At 67.0% G+C, this 18,387-nt stretch carries 14 protein-coding genes; 11 read left to right on the top strand and 3 right to left on the bottom strand.

Features of this window, described 5'->3' with window-relative positions; genetic code table 11:
• Window positions 1-23: 23 nt before the first annotated feature.
• Window positions 24-803 carry a hypothetical protein gene (locus ACSQ24_RS08040; protein WP_436094180.1) on the top strand — a complete coding sequence of 260 codons (780 nt, stop codon included), beginning with the start codon at window positions 24-26 and terminating at the stop codon, window positions 801-803.
• A gap of 362 nt (window positions 804-1,165) precedes the next feature.
• Window positions 1,166-4,570, top strand: a complete 3,405-nt coding sequence (locus tag ACSQ24_RS08035) for a hypothetical protein (RefSeq protein ID WP_436094179.1) — start codon at window positions 1,166-1,168, stop codon at window positions 4,568-4,570.
• A 9-nt stretch (window positions 4,571-4,579) separates the two neighbouring features.
• Here the strand turns inward: ACSQ24_RS08035 and fliP are convergent, their stop codons facing one another.
• The gene (gene fliP, locus ACSQ24_RS08030; protein ID WP_436094178.1) at window positions 4,580-5,332 is read right to left on the bottom strand and encodes a flagellar type III secretion system pore protein FliP; all 753 of its coding nucleotides are present in this window, start codon (window positions 5,330-5,332) and stop codon (window positions 4,580-4,582) included.
• 144 nt (window positions 5,333-5,476) lie between these two features.
• Window positions 5,477-6,805: a hypothetical protein gene (locus ACSQ24_RS08025; RefSeq protein ID WP_436094177.1), complete on the bottom strand. Its 1,329-nt coding sequence runs from the start codon at window positions 6,803-6,805 to the stop codon at window positions 5,477-5,479.
• Between the two features lie 220 nt (window positions 6,806-7,025).
• On the opposite strand from ACSQ24_RS08025, the gene flgB reads away from it, so the two are divergent.
• The 7 genes from flgB to cckA all read left to right on the top strand — a co-directional run bounded on the left by flgB (window position 7,026) and on the right by cckA (window position 13,008).
• Entirely contained in the window at window positions 7,026-7,409 is a 384-nt protein-coding gene (gene flgB, locus ACSQ24_RS08020) for a flagellar basal body rod protein FlgB (RefSeq protein ID WP_436094176.1), read from the top strand.
• Window positions 7,410-7,420: 11 nt separating this feature from the next.
• A complete protein-coding gene (gene flgC / locus ACSQ24_RS08015) occupies window positions 7,421-7,831 on the top strand; it encodes a flagellar basal body rod protein FlgC (protein WP_436094175.1) in 411 nt (136 codons plus the stop codon).
• Window positions 7,832-7,860: 29 nt separating this feature from the next.
• Window positions 7,861-8,193, top strand: a complete 333-nt coding sequence (locus tag ACSQ24_RS08010) for a flagellar hook-basal body complex protein FliE (protein WP_436094174.1) — start codon at window positions 7,861-7,863, stop codon at window positions 8,191-8,193.
• 40 nt (window positions 8,194-8,233) lie between these two features.
• Entirely contained in the window at window positions 8,234-8,500 is a 267-nt protein-coding gene (gene fliQ / locus ACSQ24_RS08005; protein WP_129154846.1) for a flagellar biosynthesis protein FliQ, read from the top strand.
• Window positions 8,501-8,577: 77 nt separating this feature from the next.
• Window positions 8,578-9,336, top strand: a complete 759-nt coding sequence (fliR, locus tag ACSQ24_RS08000; protein ID WP_436094173.1) for a flagellar biosynthetic protein FliR — start codon at window positions 8,578-8,580, stop codon at window positions 9,334-9,336.
• 13 nt (window positions 9,337-9,349) lie between these two features.
• A complete protein-coding gene (flhB, locus tag ACSQ24_RS07995; RefSeq protein ID WP_436094172.1) occupies window positions 9,350-10,417 on the top strand; it encodes a flagellar biosynthesis protein FlhB in 1,068 nt (355 codons plus the stop codon).
• An 86-nt stretch (window positions 10,418-10,503) separates the two neighbouring features.
• Complete coding sequence (gene cckA, locus ACSQ24_RS07990; RefSeq protein WP_436094171.1) at window positions 10,504-13,008, top strand: cell cycle histidine kinase CckA; 2,505 nt, start codon at window positions 10,504-10,506, stop codon at window positions 13,006-13,008.
• 28 nt (window positions 13,009-13,036) lie between these two features.
• Here the strand turns inward: cckA and ACSQ24_RS07985 are convergent, their stop codons facing one another.
• Entirely contained in the window at window positions 13,037-13,774 is a 738-nt protein-coding gene (locus tag ACSQ24_RS07985; RefSeq protein WP_436094170.1) for a methyltransferase domain-containing protein, read from the bottom strand.
• Window positions 13,775-14,055: 281 nt separating this feature from the next.
• On the opposite strand from ACSQ24_RS07985, the gene ACSQ24_RS07980 reads away from it, so the two are divergent.
• Together ACSQ24_RS07980 and ACSQ24_RS07975 are read left to right on the top strand one after the other, a co-directional pair.
• Window positions 14,056-15,201, top strand: coding sequence for an efflux RND transporter periplasmic adaptor subunit (locus ACSQ24_RS07980; RefSeq protein WP_436094169.1), 1,146 nt, complete (start codon window positions 14,056-14,058; stop codon window positions 15,199-15,201).
• A gap of 9 nt (window positions 15,202-15,210) precedes the next feature.
• Window positions 15,211-18,333, top strand: a complete 3,123-nt coding sequence (locus tag ACSQ24_RS07975) for an efflux RND transporter permease subunit (protein ID WP_436094168.1) — start codon at window positions 15,211-15,213, stop codon at window positions 18,331-18,333.
• The last annotated feature ends 54 nt before the right edge of the window (window positions 18,334-18,387 follow it).

Raw genomic sequence — 18,387 nt, 5'->3', positions numbered from 1 at the left:
AGAATGCGCGCAGGGGGATAGGCATGAAGCTCACCGGTCAACTCGGCGTACTGTTGGTCGCCCTGTTTCTCTGCAGTGTCTTCGTCTTGATGCTTTGCTTGACGTTCTGGCTCGATGCGGCCTGCACGAATGAGCAGCGGCGCGTCATCATGAAAGCAACTGGCGGCGTTGGCTGCTTCGAGTTCTGGTTCAATCGCTACCAGAGCTTGATCGGCAACCTGCTGACCGCCGGCGTCGCCGGGGCTGCTCTGATCTGGGCAGCACGGCAATTCGGGATGTCGTACCGGCAGAATGCCGTCTCGGCAGCTCAGGTGCTGCGATCTCGCGCCGGTGAGATCAGCGCAGAGCGCGATCTCGTGGACGGCGCGATCAAGATCGTTTCCGCCATCTCAGATTTCCCGAACACCTATGGCGGCGTGCCTGCGGCTCTGACTGCCGATCGAGGGACTATTAACGCATACGCGCGAAGGCTTTCGACGGCGTTCAATGAGCTGAATGCCGTGGACCAGCGCGACCGCGACGGTCAGCTTGCCGAGACCCGCCGCAAGCTGCTGCTCGCTATGAATTCAGCTTCGCTCCAACTCAAAAACGCGTTCGAGGTGTCGGATGCCTTGCAGCGCGCCTCTGAGCCGCTCCAGCAGGAGTATCGCGAGATCCTGAACTCTACCTGGGCCGAGATTCGGCTGGTGTCTCACGACTGCACAGTTGCTTCCAATTTTCTTTTCAACGGACTTTTCCACGAAGCTGAAGCGACGTGGCGGCAGGTGCGGAAGTTCGAACGTATCGCTATCGGAGAGACTTGATCTTGTTCTGCCGCGTCTCGCCGCGCAACCTCCAGTTCTTCGACCTTGAGCGCGACATAAAAGCGGTCCAGACCGGCGGGGCAGCCACGGTAAGCTTGGATAAGAATACCGGCCTTTCCAGCGTTTCAGCATGCGCGCTGCAATAACGCGAACGCGCGCCGCACGGGAACAAGTCCAGCGCCTACCATTTCGGCTGCGGCGTAGGATTGCGCTTGGTGGACATCACACGGCCCTAAACCGCGATCAATACAGCCTTCACAAGGGAACGCCCCTTAACCCCCCGTTATCCTTGACGGGCTAGCCTCCGCGCAGGTTGGAGCGGCACCTCGCCGCCCAGCATCGCGTCGAGTTGAGTAGCGGTCGTGCGTATCCTGCGGTCCCTGAGCTTCGGCATTGGCCTGGCGGCGCTGAGCCTCGCGGCCGGCTTCGTTGCGCCTGTGGCGGCGGCCACCGCGACCTTGCGCGGTGAGGCCATGCGCGCCGGCTTCGGCCGCCTTGCCTTCATCTTCGACGAGCCGGTGACCACGCGGGTACGAGTCTCGAACGGCGTCGTCGTCATCGGATTCAGCCAGCCGGTCAAGCTCGATCCGGGCCGGCTCGCCGCCGAACTGCCGAGTTATGTTTCAGTCGTGCGGATCGATCCCGACGGCCGCGGCCTGCGCCTGGCGCTCGCCCGCCCCTATCGCGCCAATCTGCTCGAAGCGGGCGACAAGGCCTTCGTCGACCTCTTGCCCGAGAACTGGACCGGCCAGCTGCCGGGCCTGCCACCCGAGATCCTCGCCGAGCTCACCCAACGCTTACGCCTCGCGGAGGCGCGCGCCCGTGAAATAGCTCGCATGCCAGCGCCCATGCCAAAGCCGCTCGGCTTCCGCAGCGCCCGGCTGCCGACGCTCGACCGGCTGATGTTCTCGACGCCGCCGGAGACCATGCTCACCCCCATTCTGGGCGACGGCAAGCTGACGCTGGGCTTCGACCAGGCACTGACGGTGACGCCGTCGCAGATCCGCAGCCTGCTCCCGGCCGACTTCACTCTCGAGCAGGCGACGATCGCGGATGATCGGACGCAGCTCGTCTTCTCCGTGCCCAAGGATCGCCAGCTCCGCAGCTTCCGCGACGAGACGGGCTGGACCGTAGACCTGCCACATTCCGGCGCCGCCATTCCGCTTTCGCTGGCCGATCTGCAGGCCTCCCCTCCCGCTCCGGCGAAGGAGGCAGAGGCCAGGGCGCCGGATCCAAAGCCTGGAGTCGCGGCGACCTCCGAGCCTGTCTCCCGGACTGAAGCGCCACAGGCCCAGCCCAAGCCAGTGGCTGCAGTCGCCGCTGACGCACCGCCTCGGGATATCGAGATCGGCTCCGCCGCCGATGGCGATGGTGGCCGCATCGACTTCCGCTTCTCGCGGCCGACAGGCGCCACCGCCTTCGCCGAGCCGGGCCGGGTCACGCTGGTCTTCGACACGCGCGACACGCTCGATCCTGACAGGCTCAAGGGCGTGCTGCCCGCTCTGGTTCAGGACGCCACCGTCACGCGCGAGGCCAAGGTCACCGTCATCAGGCTGAAGACGCGCCGCCAGCAGATCGTGCGGCTCTCCGATGACGGTCCGCAATGGTCCCTGACTTTCGGCGACAAGGCCGGCAAGCCGGCCGGCGCGCTCAGCCCGCGCCGCGGCGGCGACGAACGCGGCCAGACCATCGTCAACGTGCCGGTGCCGGGCCTGACCGGCGTGCACTGGCTCGAGAACAGCGAGGGCGGCCCGGCGATCGCGGTCGCGACCGCGATGGGACCGACGCGGGCCGTCTCGAAGCCCTATCGCTTCGTCGAGTTCGGTCTACCGCAGAGCGCCCATGGTGTCGTCGTCAGCGCCATCGCCGACGATCTTGCCGTGCGCGCCGACACCAATGAGGTGCGGATCGGCCGTAGCAACGGCCTGATCGTCAGCCTCGACGCCGAAAAACCGAGCGAGGCAGACAAGAAGAGCGCTGCGGCGGCCACCCAGCCATTGCTCGACAGCGAGGCCTGGTCCGCCCTGCACACTACCGATGTCCGCGATCGCGCGGCAGCCTTGCTGCGCGAAGTCGCCGGCGCCTCGCGTGGACGCAAATCCGAGACCCGGCTGGCGCTGGCCCGGTTCCTGGCGGCCAACGGCATGATGTCGGAAGCGGCCGGACCGCTGAACGCGCTCCTCGCCGATGACGCTGCGATGCGCGGCAACCGCGATGCGCTCTTCCTGCGCGGCCTGATCGCGACCCGCATGCACCGCAGTGCCGCGGCGCTGAAGGCTTTCGAGGCCGCGCCGATCCGCGATGAAGCCGAGGCCGGGCTCTGGCGCGCCCTCTCGGAGCAGCGGCTCGGCCGCAACGGTCAGGCGCTCGCCGGCTTCCGCCGGGCAGAAGATGCCCTCGACCGCTACCCCGTCGATCTCCAGGCCGAGTTCCGGCCGGCGATGGCGCGGGCCGCACTCGCCGCCGGCGAGGCGACAGTGGCGGAAAAGCAGATCGGACGCCTCGCCGAGATGCCCGAGGAGCTGATGAACCCCGACGAGCTGGCGCTGCTGCGCGCCATGCTCGACGACGTCAGCGGCCGGCCGGAGGCCGCGCTCAACGCCTATCGCCCGCTTTTCGAGGCGAAAACCCGGCCGGTCGCGGCCGAGGCGCAGTTGCGCGCAGTCAAGCTCGCCCGGGCCGAGAAGCGCACCGACCTGCCCGTCAACGAAGCCATCGCCCGGCTCGAGACTGTCTCGGCGATCTGGCGCGGCGGCGAGGTCGAGATCGAGGCGCTGGCCGAGCTCGGCCGCCTCTATGCCGAGCAGCAGCGCTGGCGCGACGCTTTCCAGACGGCGCGGCGCGCCAACGAGATCTTCCCGGAGCATCCGGCGACGCGGCTCCTGCACGACGAGACCGCCCAGCGCTTCGAAGCGCTGTTCAGCGATCCCAATCTCGAAAAGCTGCCGCGGCTCGATGCGCTCGCGCTGTTCTACGACTTCAAGGAGTTCCTGCCGATCGGCCGGCGCGGCGACGAGATCACCCGCCTGCTCGCCGACCGCCTGGTCGAGCTCGACTTGCTCGACCAGGCCAGCGACATCCTGCAATACCAGATGGATCGGCGCCTGACCGGCGCGGCGCGCTCCACCGTGGCGACGCGGCTCGCCATGATCCGCTTGATGAACGGGAAACCAGCGGAGGCCCTCCAGGCGATCGTCTCGACGCGGCTCGCGGAACTGCCGGCCGACGTCAAGCGCGCCCGCTTGCTGCTCGAGGCCAAGGCGCTGTCGGACCTGTCGCGCACCGATCAGGCGCTCGACCTGATGGAGGGCGAAAGCGGACCCGAGGTCGATCGGCTCAACGCCGACATCCTGTGGAGCGGGCGGCGCTGGCGCGAGGCCGGCGAGGCACTCGAACGCATCCTCGGCGAGAGCTGGCGCGGACAGGCGCCGCTCGGCGACGGCGAGCGCGGCGACGTCATGCGGGCCGCCATCGGCTATGTGATGTCGGACGAGGCGCTCTCGCTCGACCGCTTGCGCACCAAGTTCGCCGGCAAGATGGCGCAGGGTGCCGATGCGCGGCTGTTCGGTTTCGTCACCGGCGCAAGCCGGGCCAGCGCCGCCGACATTCGCGAGGCTGCGCGCTCGGCCTCCGGCTCCGACACGATGACCGATTTCCTCAAGGAATACCGCAAGCGCTACCCGGCCTATTCCAGCTCCGTGCGCGAGAGGCGCAAAGCCGGCGAGTCCGATGCGGCCAATGCCGGCCCCAAGCCCGGCCAGGGCTGAGCCGCCGCTTTAGCTGCCGTAGCTCTTGACCAGGGAGCCGGCGACCAGCCCCCAGCCGTCGACCAGCACGAAGAAGATCAGCTTGAATGGCAGCGCCACCGTCACCGGTGGCAGCATCATCATGCCGACCGACATCAGGATCGAGGCGACCACGAGGTCGATGATCAGGAACGGCACGAACAGGAGGAAGCCGATCTCGAAAGCGCGCCTCAGCTCCGAGATCATGAAGGCCGGCACCAGCACCTGAATCTGGACCAGCTCGGGGCGCTCCGGCGCCGGCTCGCGCGACATCTCGATGAACAGCGCCAGATCCTTCTCGCGCACATGCTTCAGCATGAACTCGCGGAACGGCACGATGCCGCGCTCGAACGCCTCCTGCGGCTGCATCTGCCCGGCGATCAAAGGGGCGCCGGCGACGCGGTAGGCCTCCTTCAGGGTCGGCGCCATCACAAAACCGGTCAGGAACAGGGATAGCCCGATGATCACGGCATTGGGCGGCGCTGTCTGGGTACCGATCGCCGAGCGCAGCAGCGACAGCACCACCGCGATGCGGGTGAACGAAGTCACCATGATCAGGATCGACGGCGCCAGCGACAGCACCGTGATCGCGGCGATCACCTGCAGCGCCCGCTCGGTGACGCCGCCCTGGCCGAGGTCGAGCGAGAGCGTCTGGGCCTGGGCGACGCTTCCGAGCGCACCCAGCATAACGGCGGACACCGCCAGCCAGCGCAGTCTCCGTCCCGTGGGTATCCGCCTGCCCATCATCCGTCCCTGCCCGAATCAAGGCGCGGGCTCGCAGGAACGCTAGAGCAAGGCTCGGGGGCGGGCGAAGGGGGTTTCGGTCGCTATCCCCTGCCGCCTTGGCGACAGGGAGGCTCGCTGCTCCTTCGCGCCAGGGAGGCTGGCTCAGCCTTTCGGCTTGGGATCGCGCCCGAGCAGGCGGGCGAACTCCGCTTCGATCGCATCGACCGAGAACGGGTCATCCTCGGGTGGCTTGGCGGCCGACTTCGGTTCGGACGGCTTGGCCTCTGCCTTGGTCTCAGCAGGCTTGGTCTCGGCCGGCTTGGTCTCGGCAGGTTTGGACTCCGCGAGCTTCGTCTCGCCCGGCTTGCCTTCGCTCTTGGCCGGCGCCTCGGGCGCATCTGCCTTGGCCGAGTCCGGCTCGTCGTCGAGCATGTCGTCAAAGACGGGCGCGAACTTGGCGGGCTTGGGCTGATCGGCAACCGGAGCCGGTGGCGCCTGCTCCTTCGCAGGTCCCGCCTTCTTCTCCTCGGCCTTGGCTGGCTCGACCACCGGCGGCTTCGGCGGAGCGAAGACCGGCGGGGCGACGAGTGGCGCTTCGGCCGCAATGGGCCGGGCCGGCGTGGGCTTCAGCCCTAGCGCCATTTCGAGCTCGGCTTCCATATCCAGCGCCGGCCGGGCAGGAGCTGGCGTCGGAGTAGGCGGCTTGGCGGCGGCGACCGGCGGAGCCGGCGGCACGGGAGGCGCCGGCGGCGGAGCGGCAGGTGTTGATGCCGGCGCTTCCGGTTCCACGCGCAGGCCGGCCGAGCCGGGGCGCACGGCGGAGAACGGCCGCTTCAGCGCCTCTTCGAGCTGGCGGGCCATGTCGCCAAGCTCGCTGGCGCTGGCGGCAGGAGCCGGGTCGCGGGTCAGGGCGGTGCTGATGCCGGCTGCTCCTGCTGCGACCCCGGGAGCAAGCGGAGCTGGAGCAGGACGCGGCGGCTGAGGCTGGGCTGTCGGGCGTGCGAGGGGCGCCGGAGCAACTGGCGGCTGCGGGCGCGGCGGCGGAACGGAATCGACCGGAACGGCTGCGGCCGGCACCGGCGAAGGCGGCAGCGGGCGCGGTTCCTCGGCGACATGCGGACGCGAATCGGGCTCGAAGGCCAGCGGCCGCTCGGCCAGGCCTTCGGTCGGCGCCGGCATCGCCACGCGCCCGCCGCTGCGTACGATATTGGTCTCGACCACGACGTCGGAGGCGCCGCCGATCATCACGAGATGCTCGACATTGTCACGCCGCACCAGGATCAGCTGGCGCTGCCGGTCGAGATCGTAGACATCGACCACGCCGAGGCGCGGCTGGCGGGCACGGCCCCCACCCTGGCCTTTGAACTTCAGCCGGCCGCCGCTCATCCGCCGCAAGAAGAAGCCGAGCAGCGCGACCAGGAGGAGCACCACTGCGAAGGCGATGATCCAACGCAGGCCGGAGGAAAGTTCGAAGCCAAACAAAGTCTGCAAGGTCTGCCTCATGAAGCGACGCGACAGCCGCCGACCGCTCTTTGTAAGGGCGATCAGACGGATAGACGGAGTTGGCTATACCATAAGCACCGCGAGTTCGAGAAACATGGTTAGCAGATGGTTAACATGAACCTGCAGATCGCACAGGGTTAACCGGCCGTTAACCATGCACCCGGCAATAATTTCCTACTTCGGCAAGAGCCGACGGGAGATTGGCAGCATGGCGAACAATGGCCTTGGCCTGATGGGAGCTCTGAAGACGCGCATGCACTGGCATCAGGCGCGCCAGAAGCTGCTCGCCGAGAACGTCTCCAATGCCGATACCCCTAAGTTCAAGCCGCATGACCTGCGCGCGCCCTCCCCGGCCGGCGGCGCCATGACCCTGGCGCAGACCTCGCCGATGCATCTCGGCCTCTCCGGCCAGCAAGGTGGCTTCGATCCGCGCGATCCCAAGCGCTTCGAGACGACGCCGAGCGCCAACAGCGTCAATCTCGAGGATGAGATGATGAAGGTCGCGCAGAACCAGTCCGACTACCAGCTCGCCGCCTCGCTCTACAGCAAGGGACTCGGGCTGATGAAGGTCGCGATCGGCAAAGGTCGCTGAGGAGCCGCGTCATGGATCTGCTCAAGAGCCTCGCCGTCGCCGCCTCCGGCCTGAAAGGCCAGGCGGGCCGCATGCGCGTCATCGCCGAGAACCTCGCCAACGCCGATTCCTCGCCCGAGCGCGCCGGCGTCGATCCCTATCGCCGCAAGATCGTCAGCTTCCAGGGCAAGCTCGATCGCGAGCTCGACGCCCAGGTCGTCGAACTCGGCAAGGTCGGCCGCGACCGCAGCGACTTCAAGACGAAATATGATCCAGGCCATCCCGCCGCCGACGCCAACGGCCTGGTCAAGATGCCCAACGTCAATTCACTGATCGAGACGATGGACATGCGCGAGGCCCAGCGCAGCTACGAGGCCAACCTCAACATCATCTCGTCCACGCGCCGGATGATCCAGCGCACCATCGACATCCTGCGCGTCTGACACGGCACGGCAGAAGCGGAGCTGATCTGATGACCACGTCGAGTTTTGCCGCCGGCGCCTACGCCTCGATGCAGGGGATGGGCACGAGCGGCCTGCTGAAGAAGCCGGCGTCGGTCGGCGGTCTCGACGGCGCCGGCGCCGGCCTGCCCGACTTCTCGTCCCTGGTCGGCAAGGCGCTGGAATCGACGGCACAGAGCGCTCGTCAGGCCGATGTCCAGGCCGGCAACGTCGCCGCCGGCCGCTCCAATGTCGTCGACGTCGTCACCGCGGTCGCCGAGAGCGAGGCTGCGATCGAGACGCTGGTGGCGGTGCGCGACCGCGTCATCGCCGCTTACGAGGAAATCATGCGGATGCCGGTCTGACGACCGCCCTCCCATCCAACGCCGACCGGATCAGAGCCCGATGACCTCCGCAGCCATCCTCGACGTCGCCCGCGACGGCATCGTCGTCTTCCTCAAGGCCGGCGCGCCGCTGATGCTGATCGCGCTCGCCGTCGGCCTCGTCGTCTCGCTGATCCAGGCGCTGACCCAGATCCAGGAACAGACCCTGGTCTACGTTCCCAAGATCATCGCGGTCTTCGCTGCCATGCTGCTGTTTTTGCCGTTCATGGGCGACGCGCTGGCGGGTTATATGGGCAGGGTCGCCGTCCGAATCGCCACGGGCGAATGAGCCTCGCGCCTGCCAGCGCCTCCTTCCCGTGGAGTCCGGTCGGCGCGCCTCACTGGCGCGGGAGCCGGGTCCACCCGATGCAGATCGCCATCCTGCCCGAGATCAGCGCGCTGTTCGTGCTGGTCTTTGCGCGTGTCGGCACCCTGGTGATGCTGATGCCGGGGATCGGCGAGCGCTTCATCCTGTCGCGCGGCCGGCTCTCCCTCGCCTTCTTCGTCGCCCTCGTCATCCTGCCGATGGCCCGCAGCACGATCACCGTGCCGCAGGATCCGGCCGGGCTGGGCGGGCTGCTGATCAGCGAGATCATGGTCGGGCTCGTCATCGGCGCGACCGTGCGTCTTTTGATGGGTGCCCTGCAGACTGCCGGCTTCATCATCGCCCAGACGCTCGGCCTTGGTTTCGCCGTCACCGTCGACCCGACCGGCGGCCTGCAGAACCCCTCGCTCGCCAACTTTCTCTCCATGCTTGGCATCACGCTGATCCTGGCCACCGACCTCCACCACCTCGCGCTCGCCGCCATCCATGAGAGCTACAGGCTTCTGCCGCCCGGTGGCTTCCCCGAGATCGGAGACGTCATGACGCTCGCGGTCAAAGCGATGGCGCAGGGTTTTTCGCTCGCCGTGCAGATCTCGGCGCCCTTCATCGTTTTCGGCCTGCTGTTCAATCTCGGTCTCGGCGTGCTGGCGCGCCTGATGCCGCAGATGCAGGTCTTTTTCCTCGCGGTCCCCGCCTCGATCCTCGGCGGGATGCTGGTGTTCCTCGCCACGGTCGGCGTGATGATGGGCGTCTTCCTCGACGATCTCGGCACCTTCCTGCGCCAGTTCATCGGTCTCTAGAGGAGGCGCAGGCATGGCCGGTGACGTCGAAAACGAAGACCGCACAGAAGAACCGACCCAGCGAAAGCTCGAGCAGGCGATCGAAAAGGGCGACGTCGCGCGATCGCAGGAGATCGGCACCTTCTTCGTGCTCTGCGGCTTCACGCTGGCGCTCCTGATCGCCGCAGGCTCGGCTGCCCGCGATGCAACGCTCTCGCTGCGCTCGTTCCTGATGAACGCCCATCAGGTCTCGGACGACCCGACCGCCCTCTTCCACGTCACCAGCAAGGGGGTGATGACCGGCTTCGCCGCGCTCGCCTTGCCACTCGGCTTCATCCTCGTCGCTGCGCTCGCCGGCGCCCTGATCCAGCACAAACCGCTCTGGACCACCGAGCCGATGACGCCGAAATTCGACCGGATCTCGCCGATGGCCGGGGCCAAGCGCATCTTCGGCAAGGATGCCTGGGTCAATTTCGCCAAGGGTCTCGCCAAGATCGCATTGGTCGGCGTCGGCGTCTGGATCGTGCTCTGGGGCGAGCGCGACCGCCTGCAGGGCTTTGCCCAGATGGATGTGCACGCACTGCTGCCAGCCGTCCTCGTTTTGACCATCAAGTTGATGGCCGGCGTGCTCTCGATCTTCGCGATCATCGCCATCGGCGATTTCGGCTACCAGCGCTTCAGCTGGCACCAGCGCCAGCGCATGACCAAGCAGGAACTCAAGGACGAGTACAAGAACTCCGAGGGCAATCCCGAGGTGAAGGCCAAGCTGCGGCAGCTGCGTGCCCAGCGCGCCCGCTCGCGCATGATGGCGCAGGTGCCGAAGGCGACGGTGATCATCACCAACCCGACCCACTATGCGGTCGCCCTGCAATACGATCAGGGCCGGGGCGCACCGGTCTGCCTCGCCAAGGGCGTCGATGCTATCGCGCTGAAGATCCGCGAGGTCGCGGGCGAGCACAGCATCCCGATCGTCGAGAACCCGCCTCTGGCCCGCGCGCTCTACGCCACCGTCGAGATCGATGACGAAATTCCTGTCGAACACTATCAGGCGGTGGCGGAAGTCATCGGATACGTCTTGCGCCTGAAGCGTCGCCGCGCCTAACTCGCTGGCCGGGCAGGCGACAATATCCTGGCGCCCTGCCCTGACCCATCGACGACGGGCGACTGAAGGAAAACGGACCCGCTGCAATGAGTGCAAGCACGGCATCGACCGCGATCGACCGGTCCGACCGGCCCGGCCATGTCGGGATCATCCTGCTGATCGCGGGTCTCCTGGTTGGGGCCGCGATCGCGCTCGGCTTCATCGCCAATGAATGGGCGCAGCCGCTGATCCTCGGCCTCCTCGCCATGCTTTCGGTCGTCGGCGTGTTCTGCCTGTTCGCCTTTGCGATCGGGCTGATCCAGTTCGCCGGTCGCTCCGCGCGCAACGACCTGACCAAGGCGATCGTCGACAGTGCCGACGACGGCGTCGTCGTCACCGAGGGTGACAATCGCATCGTTTATGCCAACGAGGCCTATCTTGCCTTCGCCGGCGCCCGCAACGCCAGCGAGATCGCCCCTGTCGAGCGCCTGTTCAAGGGCCGCGCCGAGGTTTCCGAAGCGATCTACCGCCTCGCCACCGCTGCCCGCGCCGGTCGCCGGCTCTCGGAGGAGATCCGGCTCGAGCCGGCCCTGAACGAGCGCGGTGCCGTCGGCTGGTATCGCGTGCGCGTCTCGCCGATCACCCGTGCCGGCCGCCCCGCCTGCCTATGGAGCGTCGCCGACGTCACCCCCGAGCGCGAGCGCCAGGAGAACGCGTTCCAGGAGCTGCAGCACGCGATCGACTATCTCGACCATGCCCCAGCCGGCTTCCTCTCGATCGATGCCGACAGCGAGGTGCCCTATCTCAACGCCACGCTGGCCGGCTGGCTCGACTACGACCTCGCCCGCTTCGGTTCAGGCGGCCTGCAGCTCGACGACATCGCCTCGCCCAACGCCTCGGCGCTGATCCAGGCTATCCGCGGCCAGCCTGGCGATGTCCGCATCGAGGTGCTCGACGTCGACCTGCGCCGCCGCAACGGCCAATCCCTGCCGGTGCGCCTGCACCATCAGGTCGCCTTCGGCCAGGACGGACGCGCCGGCGCCTCGCGCACGCTGGTCCTCAACCGCGCCGCCGGCGAAGCCGGAGCCGACCGTCACACCGACGCCGAGGCGCGCTTCGCCCGCTTCTTCCACGCGACGCCGATGGCGATCGCGACCGTCGATCGCACCGGCGCGATCCTGCGCTCGAACGCCTCCTTCGCCCGCCTGACGCAAGGCAGCGCCCAGCCGGCGACGATCCAGGAGCTGGTCAACGGCAATGGCGCCCTCGCGCAGGCCTTCGAGGCTGCGCTCGCCGGCAAGGGCGAGATCGCCCCGCTCGACGTCGCGCTGATCGGCGAGGAAGGCCGCTCGGCCAGGCTCTATCTCTCGCCGGTTCCGGCGAGCGAGGACACCGATGGCGAGCGCGCTATCGTCTATGCGCTCGAGACCACCGCCGAGCGCAAGCTCAAGGACAATATGGACCAGGCCGGCAAGATGCAGGCGGTCGGACAGCTCGCCGGCGGCATCGCGCACGACTTCAACAACGTGCTGCAGGTCATCATCAACGCCTCCGAATTCCTGCTCGCCAGCCACAAGCCGACCGACCCGTCCTTCCCGGACATCATGCAGATCAAGCAGAACGCCTACCGCGCGGCCTCGCTGGTCCGGCAACTGCTCGCCTTCTCGCGCCGGCAGACCTTGCGCCCGCAGGTGCTGGCGCTGGGCGACGTGCTCTCCGACCTCTCGCTGATGCTGAAACGCGTCGTCGCCGACAAGATCTCGCTCGATGTCCGCCAGGGCCGCGACCTCTGGCCGGTCAAGGCCGATCTCGGCCAGCTTGAGCAGGTCGTCGTCAACCTCGCCGTCAACGCCCGCGATGCTATGCAGAGCGGCGGCAAGCTCCAGGTGCGCACCCGCAACGTGCCGGCGGCCGAGGTCGGCGAGCTCGGCTACGAGGCTCTCCCCGCCACCGATTATGTCCTGCTCGAGGTCGAGGACAGCGGCACCGGCATCGCGCAGGAGTATCTGGAGAAGATCTTCGAGCCCTTCTTCACCACCAAGGAGGTCGGCAAGGGCACCGGCCTCGGCCTTTCCATGGTCTACGGCATCGTCAAGCAGACCGGTGGCTTCGTCTTCTGCGACTCCGTCGTCGGGCGCGGCACCAATTTCCGTATCTTCCTGCCGCGCCACATCCCGACCGAGGAGGACATCGCCGCCGAGGCGGCCGCCAGGGAGGCGCCGAAGAAGGTCGCCGCCGACCATACCGGTGCCGGCATGATCCTGCTGGTCGAGGACGAGGACGCCGTGCGGGCCCTCAACGCCCGCATGCTGGTCTCGCGCGGCTACACCGTCCACGAGGCCGCTTCCGGTGTCGAGGCGCTCGAGCTGTTCATGCAGCACGAAGGCAAGATCGACCTCGTCATCTCCGACGTCGTCATGCCCGAGATGGATGGCCCGACCCTACTCGGCGAATTGCGCAAGCGCAGCCCCACCACCAAGGTCGTCTTCGTCTCCGGCTATGCCGAGGAGGCCTTCCGCAAGAATCTGCCGGAGGGCGAGGAATTCCTCTTCCTGCCCAAGCCCTTCACGATGAAGCAGCTGGTCGAGACGGTGAAGGCGGCGATGAGCTGAGCGGCGAGGCTTCTGATTACCGGGCGCCCTAGGCCTTCTGCGCCCGGATCAGCATATGCGGACGGAAGCGCGGGAACAGGTATTCGAAGGTCCGGAACGGCAGCTTCTTCAGGCTTTCGGACGGGCTCTGCCAGAGCATTTCGATCTCGACGAGCTTCAGGCCGGCAGCCGCCAGACAGGTTTCCAGCTCGGGTCGCGTATATTCGCGCCGGTGGACATATTCGTGCTCGAAATCGACATCGGCGAATAGGTCGGGCGGCAAGGCGACGATCGAGCGGTTGAAGATCAGCTTCAGGATGTTCCGCAGCCGCGCGAAATTATCGGTGGTTATGAAGATCTGCCCGGTATCCGAGAGAGCTGAACGCAGCTTGCGCAGGATCCCTGTCGGATCCGTACGCAAATGCTCGATATTGTCGAACCAGAAGACGGCGTCGACGGCATCGAGCGGAGAAACCCACTCTGGCGCGGAGATGTCGCCGGCGAACATGCCGGCGAAGTTCCCGTAGAGTTCGCCTTCGATTTTCAGGGTTTCGGCGAAATCGACGACGAAGACCGAAGCATCGAGATGTTTCTGGACAACCTCCTCGACGAAAGCTCCGCCAGCTCCCAATGACAGGACGCGAGGACTCCGCCCCAGGCTGCCCAGAGCCATGTTCGCCGCGCGATACTGTCGGTAGAAGCTGCTCTCGAAATAGGACTTCATGTGGAATTTGCGTTTTTCGAGATCGATCGACGATCTGAATTCGTTCGGCGACAGCGCACTCATGCAGAGCGACCTTCTGAGCAATGACTACCAAGCCAATAGCGCGGACACCTTAAATAATTGCATCCGGCTTCGTAGAATTGGCGCCCATCCGATCAAGGGTTTTGCCTCCTTGTCGGACACCTGACCCAACACCTCCTCCGGTCCCTTCCTGCTTCGAAATGACGGCACCGGGACGTCCTGCCGCCGACCAGCATTACCAAGAGTTCATGCTCTGGACAGGCGCTCCTGGGCGGCTGGCTGTAAGGTGGCTCGTCGTCGACAGCACTGCGCCGGGACCTTCGATGAAACGTTACGCGATCATAGCCCTTCTGGTGGCTGTCGCCGCCTTCGCCGCCTATCGGGTGATCAGACCGCAGGACGGCCCGGAGCAGGCTCATGCCGAGCGCCGCGAAGGGCCGCCATCGACACCGGTCACGACCATGCTCGCCGGCCGCGCCGACGTGCCCGTGACACGCCGCTCGATCGGCTTCGCCGAGCCGGTTGCCATCGTCGCGGTCAAGTCCCGCCTCGATGGCGTCATCGCCGACCAGCACGTCAAGGAGGGGCAGGAGGTCAAGCAGGGCGACCTGCTCTTCACCCTCGATGATCGCGAGCTCAAGGCGCAGGTCGCCCGCGACGAGGCCAATGTCGAGCGCGACAAGGCGGCCGTGGCGCAAAAGCGCGCCGACCTCGCCCGCCAGAAGAGCCTGGTCGACAAGGGCGCCGGCACGCAGCAGGCGCTCGACCAGGCGACGGCCGACGAGGCGGTCGCCAACGCCGCCGTCAAGGCTGATGAGGCGACATTGGCGCTCGACCGCGTCCGGCTCGGCTACACCACGATCACCGCCCCGATCTCGGGCCGGCTCGGCGCCATCACGGCGACGCCGGGCAATGCGGTCCGGGTCAATGACGCCAACAGCAATCTCGTGACGGTGACTGAGCTCGCTCCGATCCGCGTCACCTTCACCCTGCCCGAGCGCGACCTGACCCTGGTGCAGGCCGCGGCGAAGGCGCAGACGCCAGCGAAAGTCACGGCCTTCGCCTCCGGCACGCGCGAGGAACTCGCCACCGGCGACCTCTCCTTCATCGATTCCGCGGTCGATATCCCCTCCGGCACGGTCAGCGTGAAGGCGCTGTTCACGAACGAGCCGCACCGGCTCTGGCCCGGGCAATATGTCGATGTCGTCGTCCAGCTCGGCATGCTGCCCGAAACGGTCACCGTGCCCTCCGTCGCCCTGCAGGAGGGCCAGAAGGGCCCCTTCGTCTACGTCGCCAAACCCGACGACACGGTCGAGGCGAGGCCGGTCAAGGTCGCCTCCAACGAGAACGGCGTCGCGGCGCTCGCATCGGGGCTGTCGCAGGACGAGAAAATCGTCACCGAAGGCCAGTCGCGGCTGGCGCCCGGCACCCGGATCAGGCTGTCCGCCCCGCCAACCACCAAGCCGTGAGGGCGCGCCATGTCGGTCTCGGCCTTTTGCATCCGCCATCCGGTCGCGACGATCCTGATGTCGTGCGCGCTGATCCTCGGCGGCCTGTTCGCCTGGCGCTCCCTGCCGGTCGCGGCGCTGCCCCGGGCTGAATTCCCGGTCGTCAACGTCTCGGCACAGTTGCCCGGCGCCTCGCCCGAGATCATGGCGACCTCGGTGGCGACGCCACTGATCAAGCAGTTCGCCACCATCGCCGGCATCGACTCGATCGCCACAACCAACGCGCTCGGCACCACCTCGATCGCGATCCAGTTCGCGCTCGATCGTGACATCGACGCGGCAGCCGCCGACGTCCAGGCCGCGATCGCCCGCACCCAGCGCCAGCTCCCGGTCGACATGACGACGCCGCCGAGCTACCGCAAATTCAACCCCGCCGACGCCCCGATCTTGCTGCTGGCGCTGAAGAGCGAGGTCACGCCGCTCTCCAAGATCGACGCCTTCGTCCAGCAGGTGCTCTCGCCGACCCTCTCCACAGTCGAGGGCGTGGCGCAGGTCCAGATCTTCGGCAGCCAGAAATATGCCGTGCGCATCCAGGTCGACCCGACGGCGCTCGCCGCTCGCGGCATCGGCATCAACGACCTGCAGACGGCGATCACCGCCGCCAACGTCAACACCCCGGTCGGCACCATGCAGTCCGGCCCGCAGCAATTGACGATCGAAGCCGAGACGCAGCTCGCCGACGCCGCGCACTTTGCCGACATCATCATCGCCACCCGCGATGGGCGTCCGGTCCGGCTCGGCGACGTCGCCAAGGTGATCGACTCGGTCGAGAACCTTCAGCTTGCCAGCTGGTATGATGGCTCGCGCGCCCTCGTCGTCGCGGTCTTCCGCCAGCCCGATGCCAACACCGTCCAAGTCGTCGACCGCGTCAGGACAGCGATCGGCCAGATGCAGTCGCTGCTGCCGCCGGCGACCACACTCGGCCTGCTCAATGACCGTTCCGCCTCGATCCGCCAGGCGGTCGAGGACGTTCAGTTCACGCTCGGATTGACGATCGTGCTGGTCGTCGCAGTGATCTTCCTCTTCCTGCGCCGCTTCACCGCGACGCTGATCCCGGCCGTCGCCGTGCCGATCTCGCTGATCGCGACGCTGGGAGCGATGTATCTGTTCGACTTCTCGATCGACAACATCTCGCTGCTCGGCCTGACGCTCGCCGTCGGCCTCGTCGTCGACGACGCCATCGTCATGCTCGAGAACATCGTCCGCCACATGGAGGAGGACGGGCTCTCGGCCTTCGATGCGGCGCTGAAGGGCTCGAGCGAAATCGGCTTCACCATCGTCTCGATCTCGATCTCGCTGGTCGCCGTCTTCATCCCGGTGCTGTTGATGGGCGGCGTGATCGGGCGCGTCTTCAACGAGTTCGCGGTCGTCGTCACCGTCGCCATCCTCGCCTCGGCCTTCGTCTCGCTGACGCTGACGCCGATGATGTGTGCCCGACTTGGCGCCAGCGCGGCAGCCCACAGCGCCGGTGCGGGCAAGGACCGCCTCGCCTTCCTCGAACGCGGCTTCGACGCCGTGCTCGGCGCCTATCGCACCGGGCTCGACCTCAGCCTGAAATACCGCCGCACCGTGCTGATGATCTTCGTCGCCAGCGTCGCCGCCAGCGCCTGGCTGGTGATGACCATCCCCAAGGGCTTCTTCCCGCAGGAGGATATCGGCCAGCTCCAGGTCGCGACCGAAGCGCGCCAGGACATCTCCTTCGACGCCATGTCGGTCCTGCAGCAGAAGGTCGAGGAGGTCTTCCGGCGCTCGCCCTATGTCGCTCATGTCGCCTCGACCATCGGTTCGGGTGGCCAGTCCAGCAGCCTCAATGCCGGGCGGCTCTTCGTCGAACTGAAGCCGAAGGCACAGCGCCCGTCCTTGCAGCAGATGCTCGCGGATCTACGCCGAGAGCTCGCCGCCATCCCCGGCATCGCGGCCTATATGTCGCCGGTGCAGAACCTCAACATCGGCGCACGCTCCTCGAAGAGCCAGTACCAGTTCGTGATGCAGGCGATCGACCAGGCGGCACTGTCAGACTGGTCCGGCAAGATGCTGGAGGCGCTGCAGCGCGACCCGCTCTTCGTCGATGTCACCACCGACCTGCAGAACAAGGCCCTGCTCGCCAACCTCGTCGTCGACCGGGCCAAGGCGCAGTCGCTGGGCATCACCGCCGACGTGCTGCGCTCGAGCCTCTATTCCGGCTTCGGTGTGCGCCAGATTTCGACGATCTACACCACCAGCGACAGCTATCAGGTCATCATCGAATTCAACCCCGGCATCCAATGGTCGAACGACCGGCTCGACCAGGTCCGCTTCCGCTCCTCCTCCGGCGCACTCATCCCGCTCGGCACCTTCGCCAGGATCGAGCGCAAGGCCGGCCCCCTGACCGTCAACCAGCTCGGACAGCTCCCGGCCGTCACCCTTTCCTTCAACCTGCCGGCCGGCCGCGCGCTAGGAGAGGCCGTGCAGCGCATCGACGCGATCAAGGCCGGGCTCAATATGCCACCGCAGATCGGCACCAGCTTCGCCGGCGTCGCCAAGACCTTCGAGCAGTCGCTCGGCAACCAGGGCCTGCTGGTCGCCGGTGCGGTGCTGACGATCTACATCGTGCTCGGCATTCTCTATGAGAGTTTCATTCATCCGCTGACCATCCTGACCGGCCTGCCGGCGGCGGCGCTCGGCGCGCTCCTGACGCTCAAGCTCTTCGGCCTCGACCTCTCGGTCATCGCCGTGATCGGGCTCCTGATGCTGATCGGCATCGTCAAGAAGAACGCGATCATGATGATCGACGTCGCGCTCGAACTGCAGCGCGCAGGCGAGCCGCCGGAAACCGCGATCCGCGAGGCGTGCCTGCGCCGCTTCCGTCCGATCATCATGACGACGCTGGCGGCGATCCTCGGCGCGCTACCGATCGCGATCGGCGCCGGCGCGAGCGCAGAGCTGCGTCAGCCGCTCGGCCTCGCGGTGGTCGGCGGGCTGATCGTCTCGCAGGTGCTGACGCTGTTCATCACCCCGGTGATCTTCCTCGCCATGGATGGACTCTCGCGCCAGCTGGGTGGCTCGAAAACGGCCGCGCCCGCCATGGCGGAACCACCGCGCACCGCAGGTTGATCAGATTTGCCCGCAGGCGGGCGGAGGTCCCAACGCCTAACCGGTATGCGCAAT

The sequence above is a fragment of the Allobosea sp. LjRoot237 genome, assembly GCF_964253285.1.
In the GTDB taxonomy this organism is placed as follows: Bacteria; Pseudomonadota; Alphaproteobacteria; order Rhizobiales; family Beijerinckiaceae; genus Allobosea.
Note: the sequence above shows the minus strand (reverse complement) of the source record. Positions and strands in the feature narration are given on the sequence as shown.

Excerpts from the sequence above, each read along its gene's own strand:
- ACSQ24_RS08040 (WP_436094180.1), top strand. The coding sequence starts at position 24 with ATGAAGCTCACCGGTCAACTCGGCGTACTGTTGGTCGCCCTGTTTCTC.
- fliP (WP_436094178.1), bottom strand. The coding sequence starts at position 5,332 with ATGGGCAGGCGGATACCCACGGGACGGAGACTGCGCTGGCTGGCGGTG.
- flgB (WP_436094176.1), top strand. The coding sequence starts at position 7,026 with ATGGCGAACAATGGCCTTGGCCTGATGGGAGCTCTGAAGACGCGCATG.
- flgC (WP_436094175.1), top strand. The coding sequence starts at position 7,421 with ATGGATCTGCTCAAGAGCCTCGCCGTCGCCGCCTCCGGCCTGAAAGGC.
- ACSQ24_RS08010 (WP_436094174.1), top strand. The coding sequence starts at position 7,861 with ATGACCACGTCGAGTTTTGCCGCCGGCGCCTACGCCTCGATGCAGGGG.
- fliQ (WP_129154846.1), top strand. The coding sequence starts at position 8,234 with ATGACCTCCGCAGCCATCCTCGACGTCGCCCGCGACGGCATCGTCGTC.
- fliR (WP_436094173.1), top strand. The coding sequence starts at position 8,578 with ATGCAGATCGCCATCCTGCCCGAGATCAGCGCGCTGTTCGTGCTGGTC.
- flhB (WP_436094172.1), top strand. The coding sequence starts at position 9,350 with ATGGCCGGTGACGTCGAAAACGAAGACCGCACAGAAGAACCGACCCAG.
- cckA (WP_436094171.1), top strand. The coding sequence starts at position 10,504 with ATGAGTGCAAGCACGGCATCGACCGCGATCGACCGGTCCGACCGGCCC.
- ACSQ24_RS07985 (WP_436094170.1), bottom strand. The coding sequence starts at position 13,774 with ATGAGTGCGCTGTCGCCGAACGAATTCAGATCGTCGATCGATCTCGAA.
- ACSQ24_RS07980 (WP_436094169.1), top strand. The coding sequence starts at position 14,056 with ATGAAACGTTACGCGATCATAGCCCTTCTGGTGGCTGTCGCCGCCTTC.
- ACSQ24_RS07975 (WP_436094168.1), top strand. The coding sequence starts at position 15,211 with ATGTCGGTCTCGGCCTTTTGCATCCGCCATCCGGTCGCGACGATCCTG.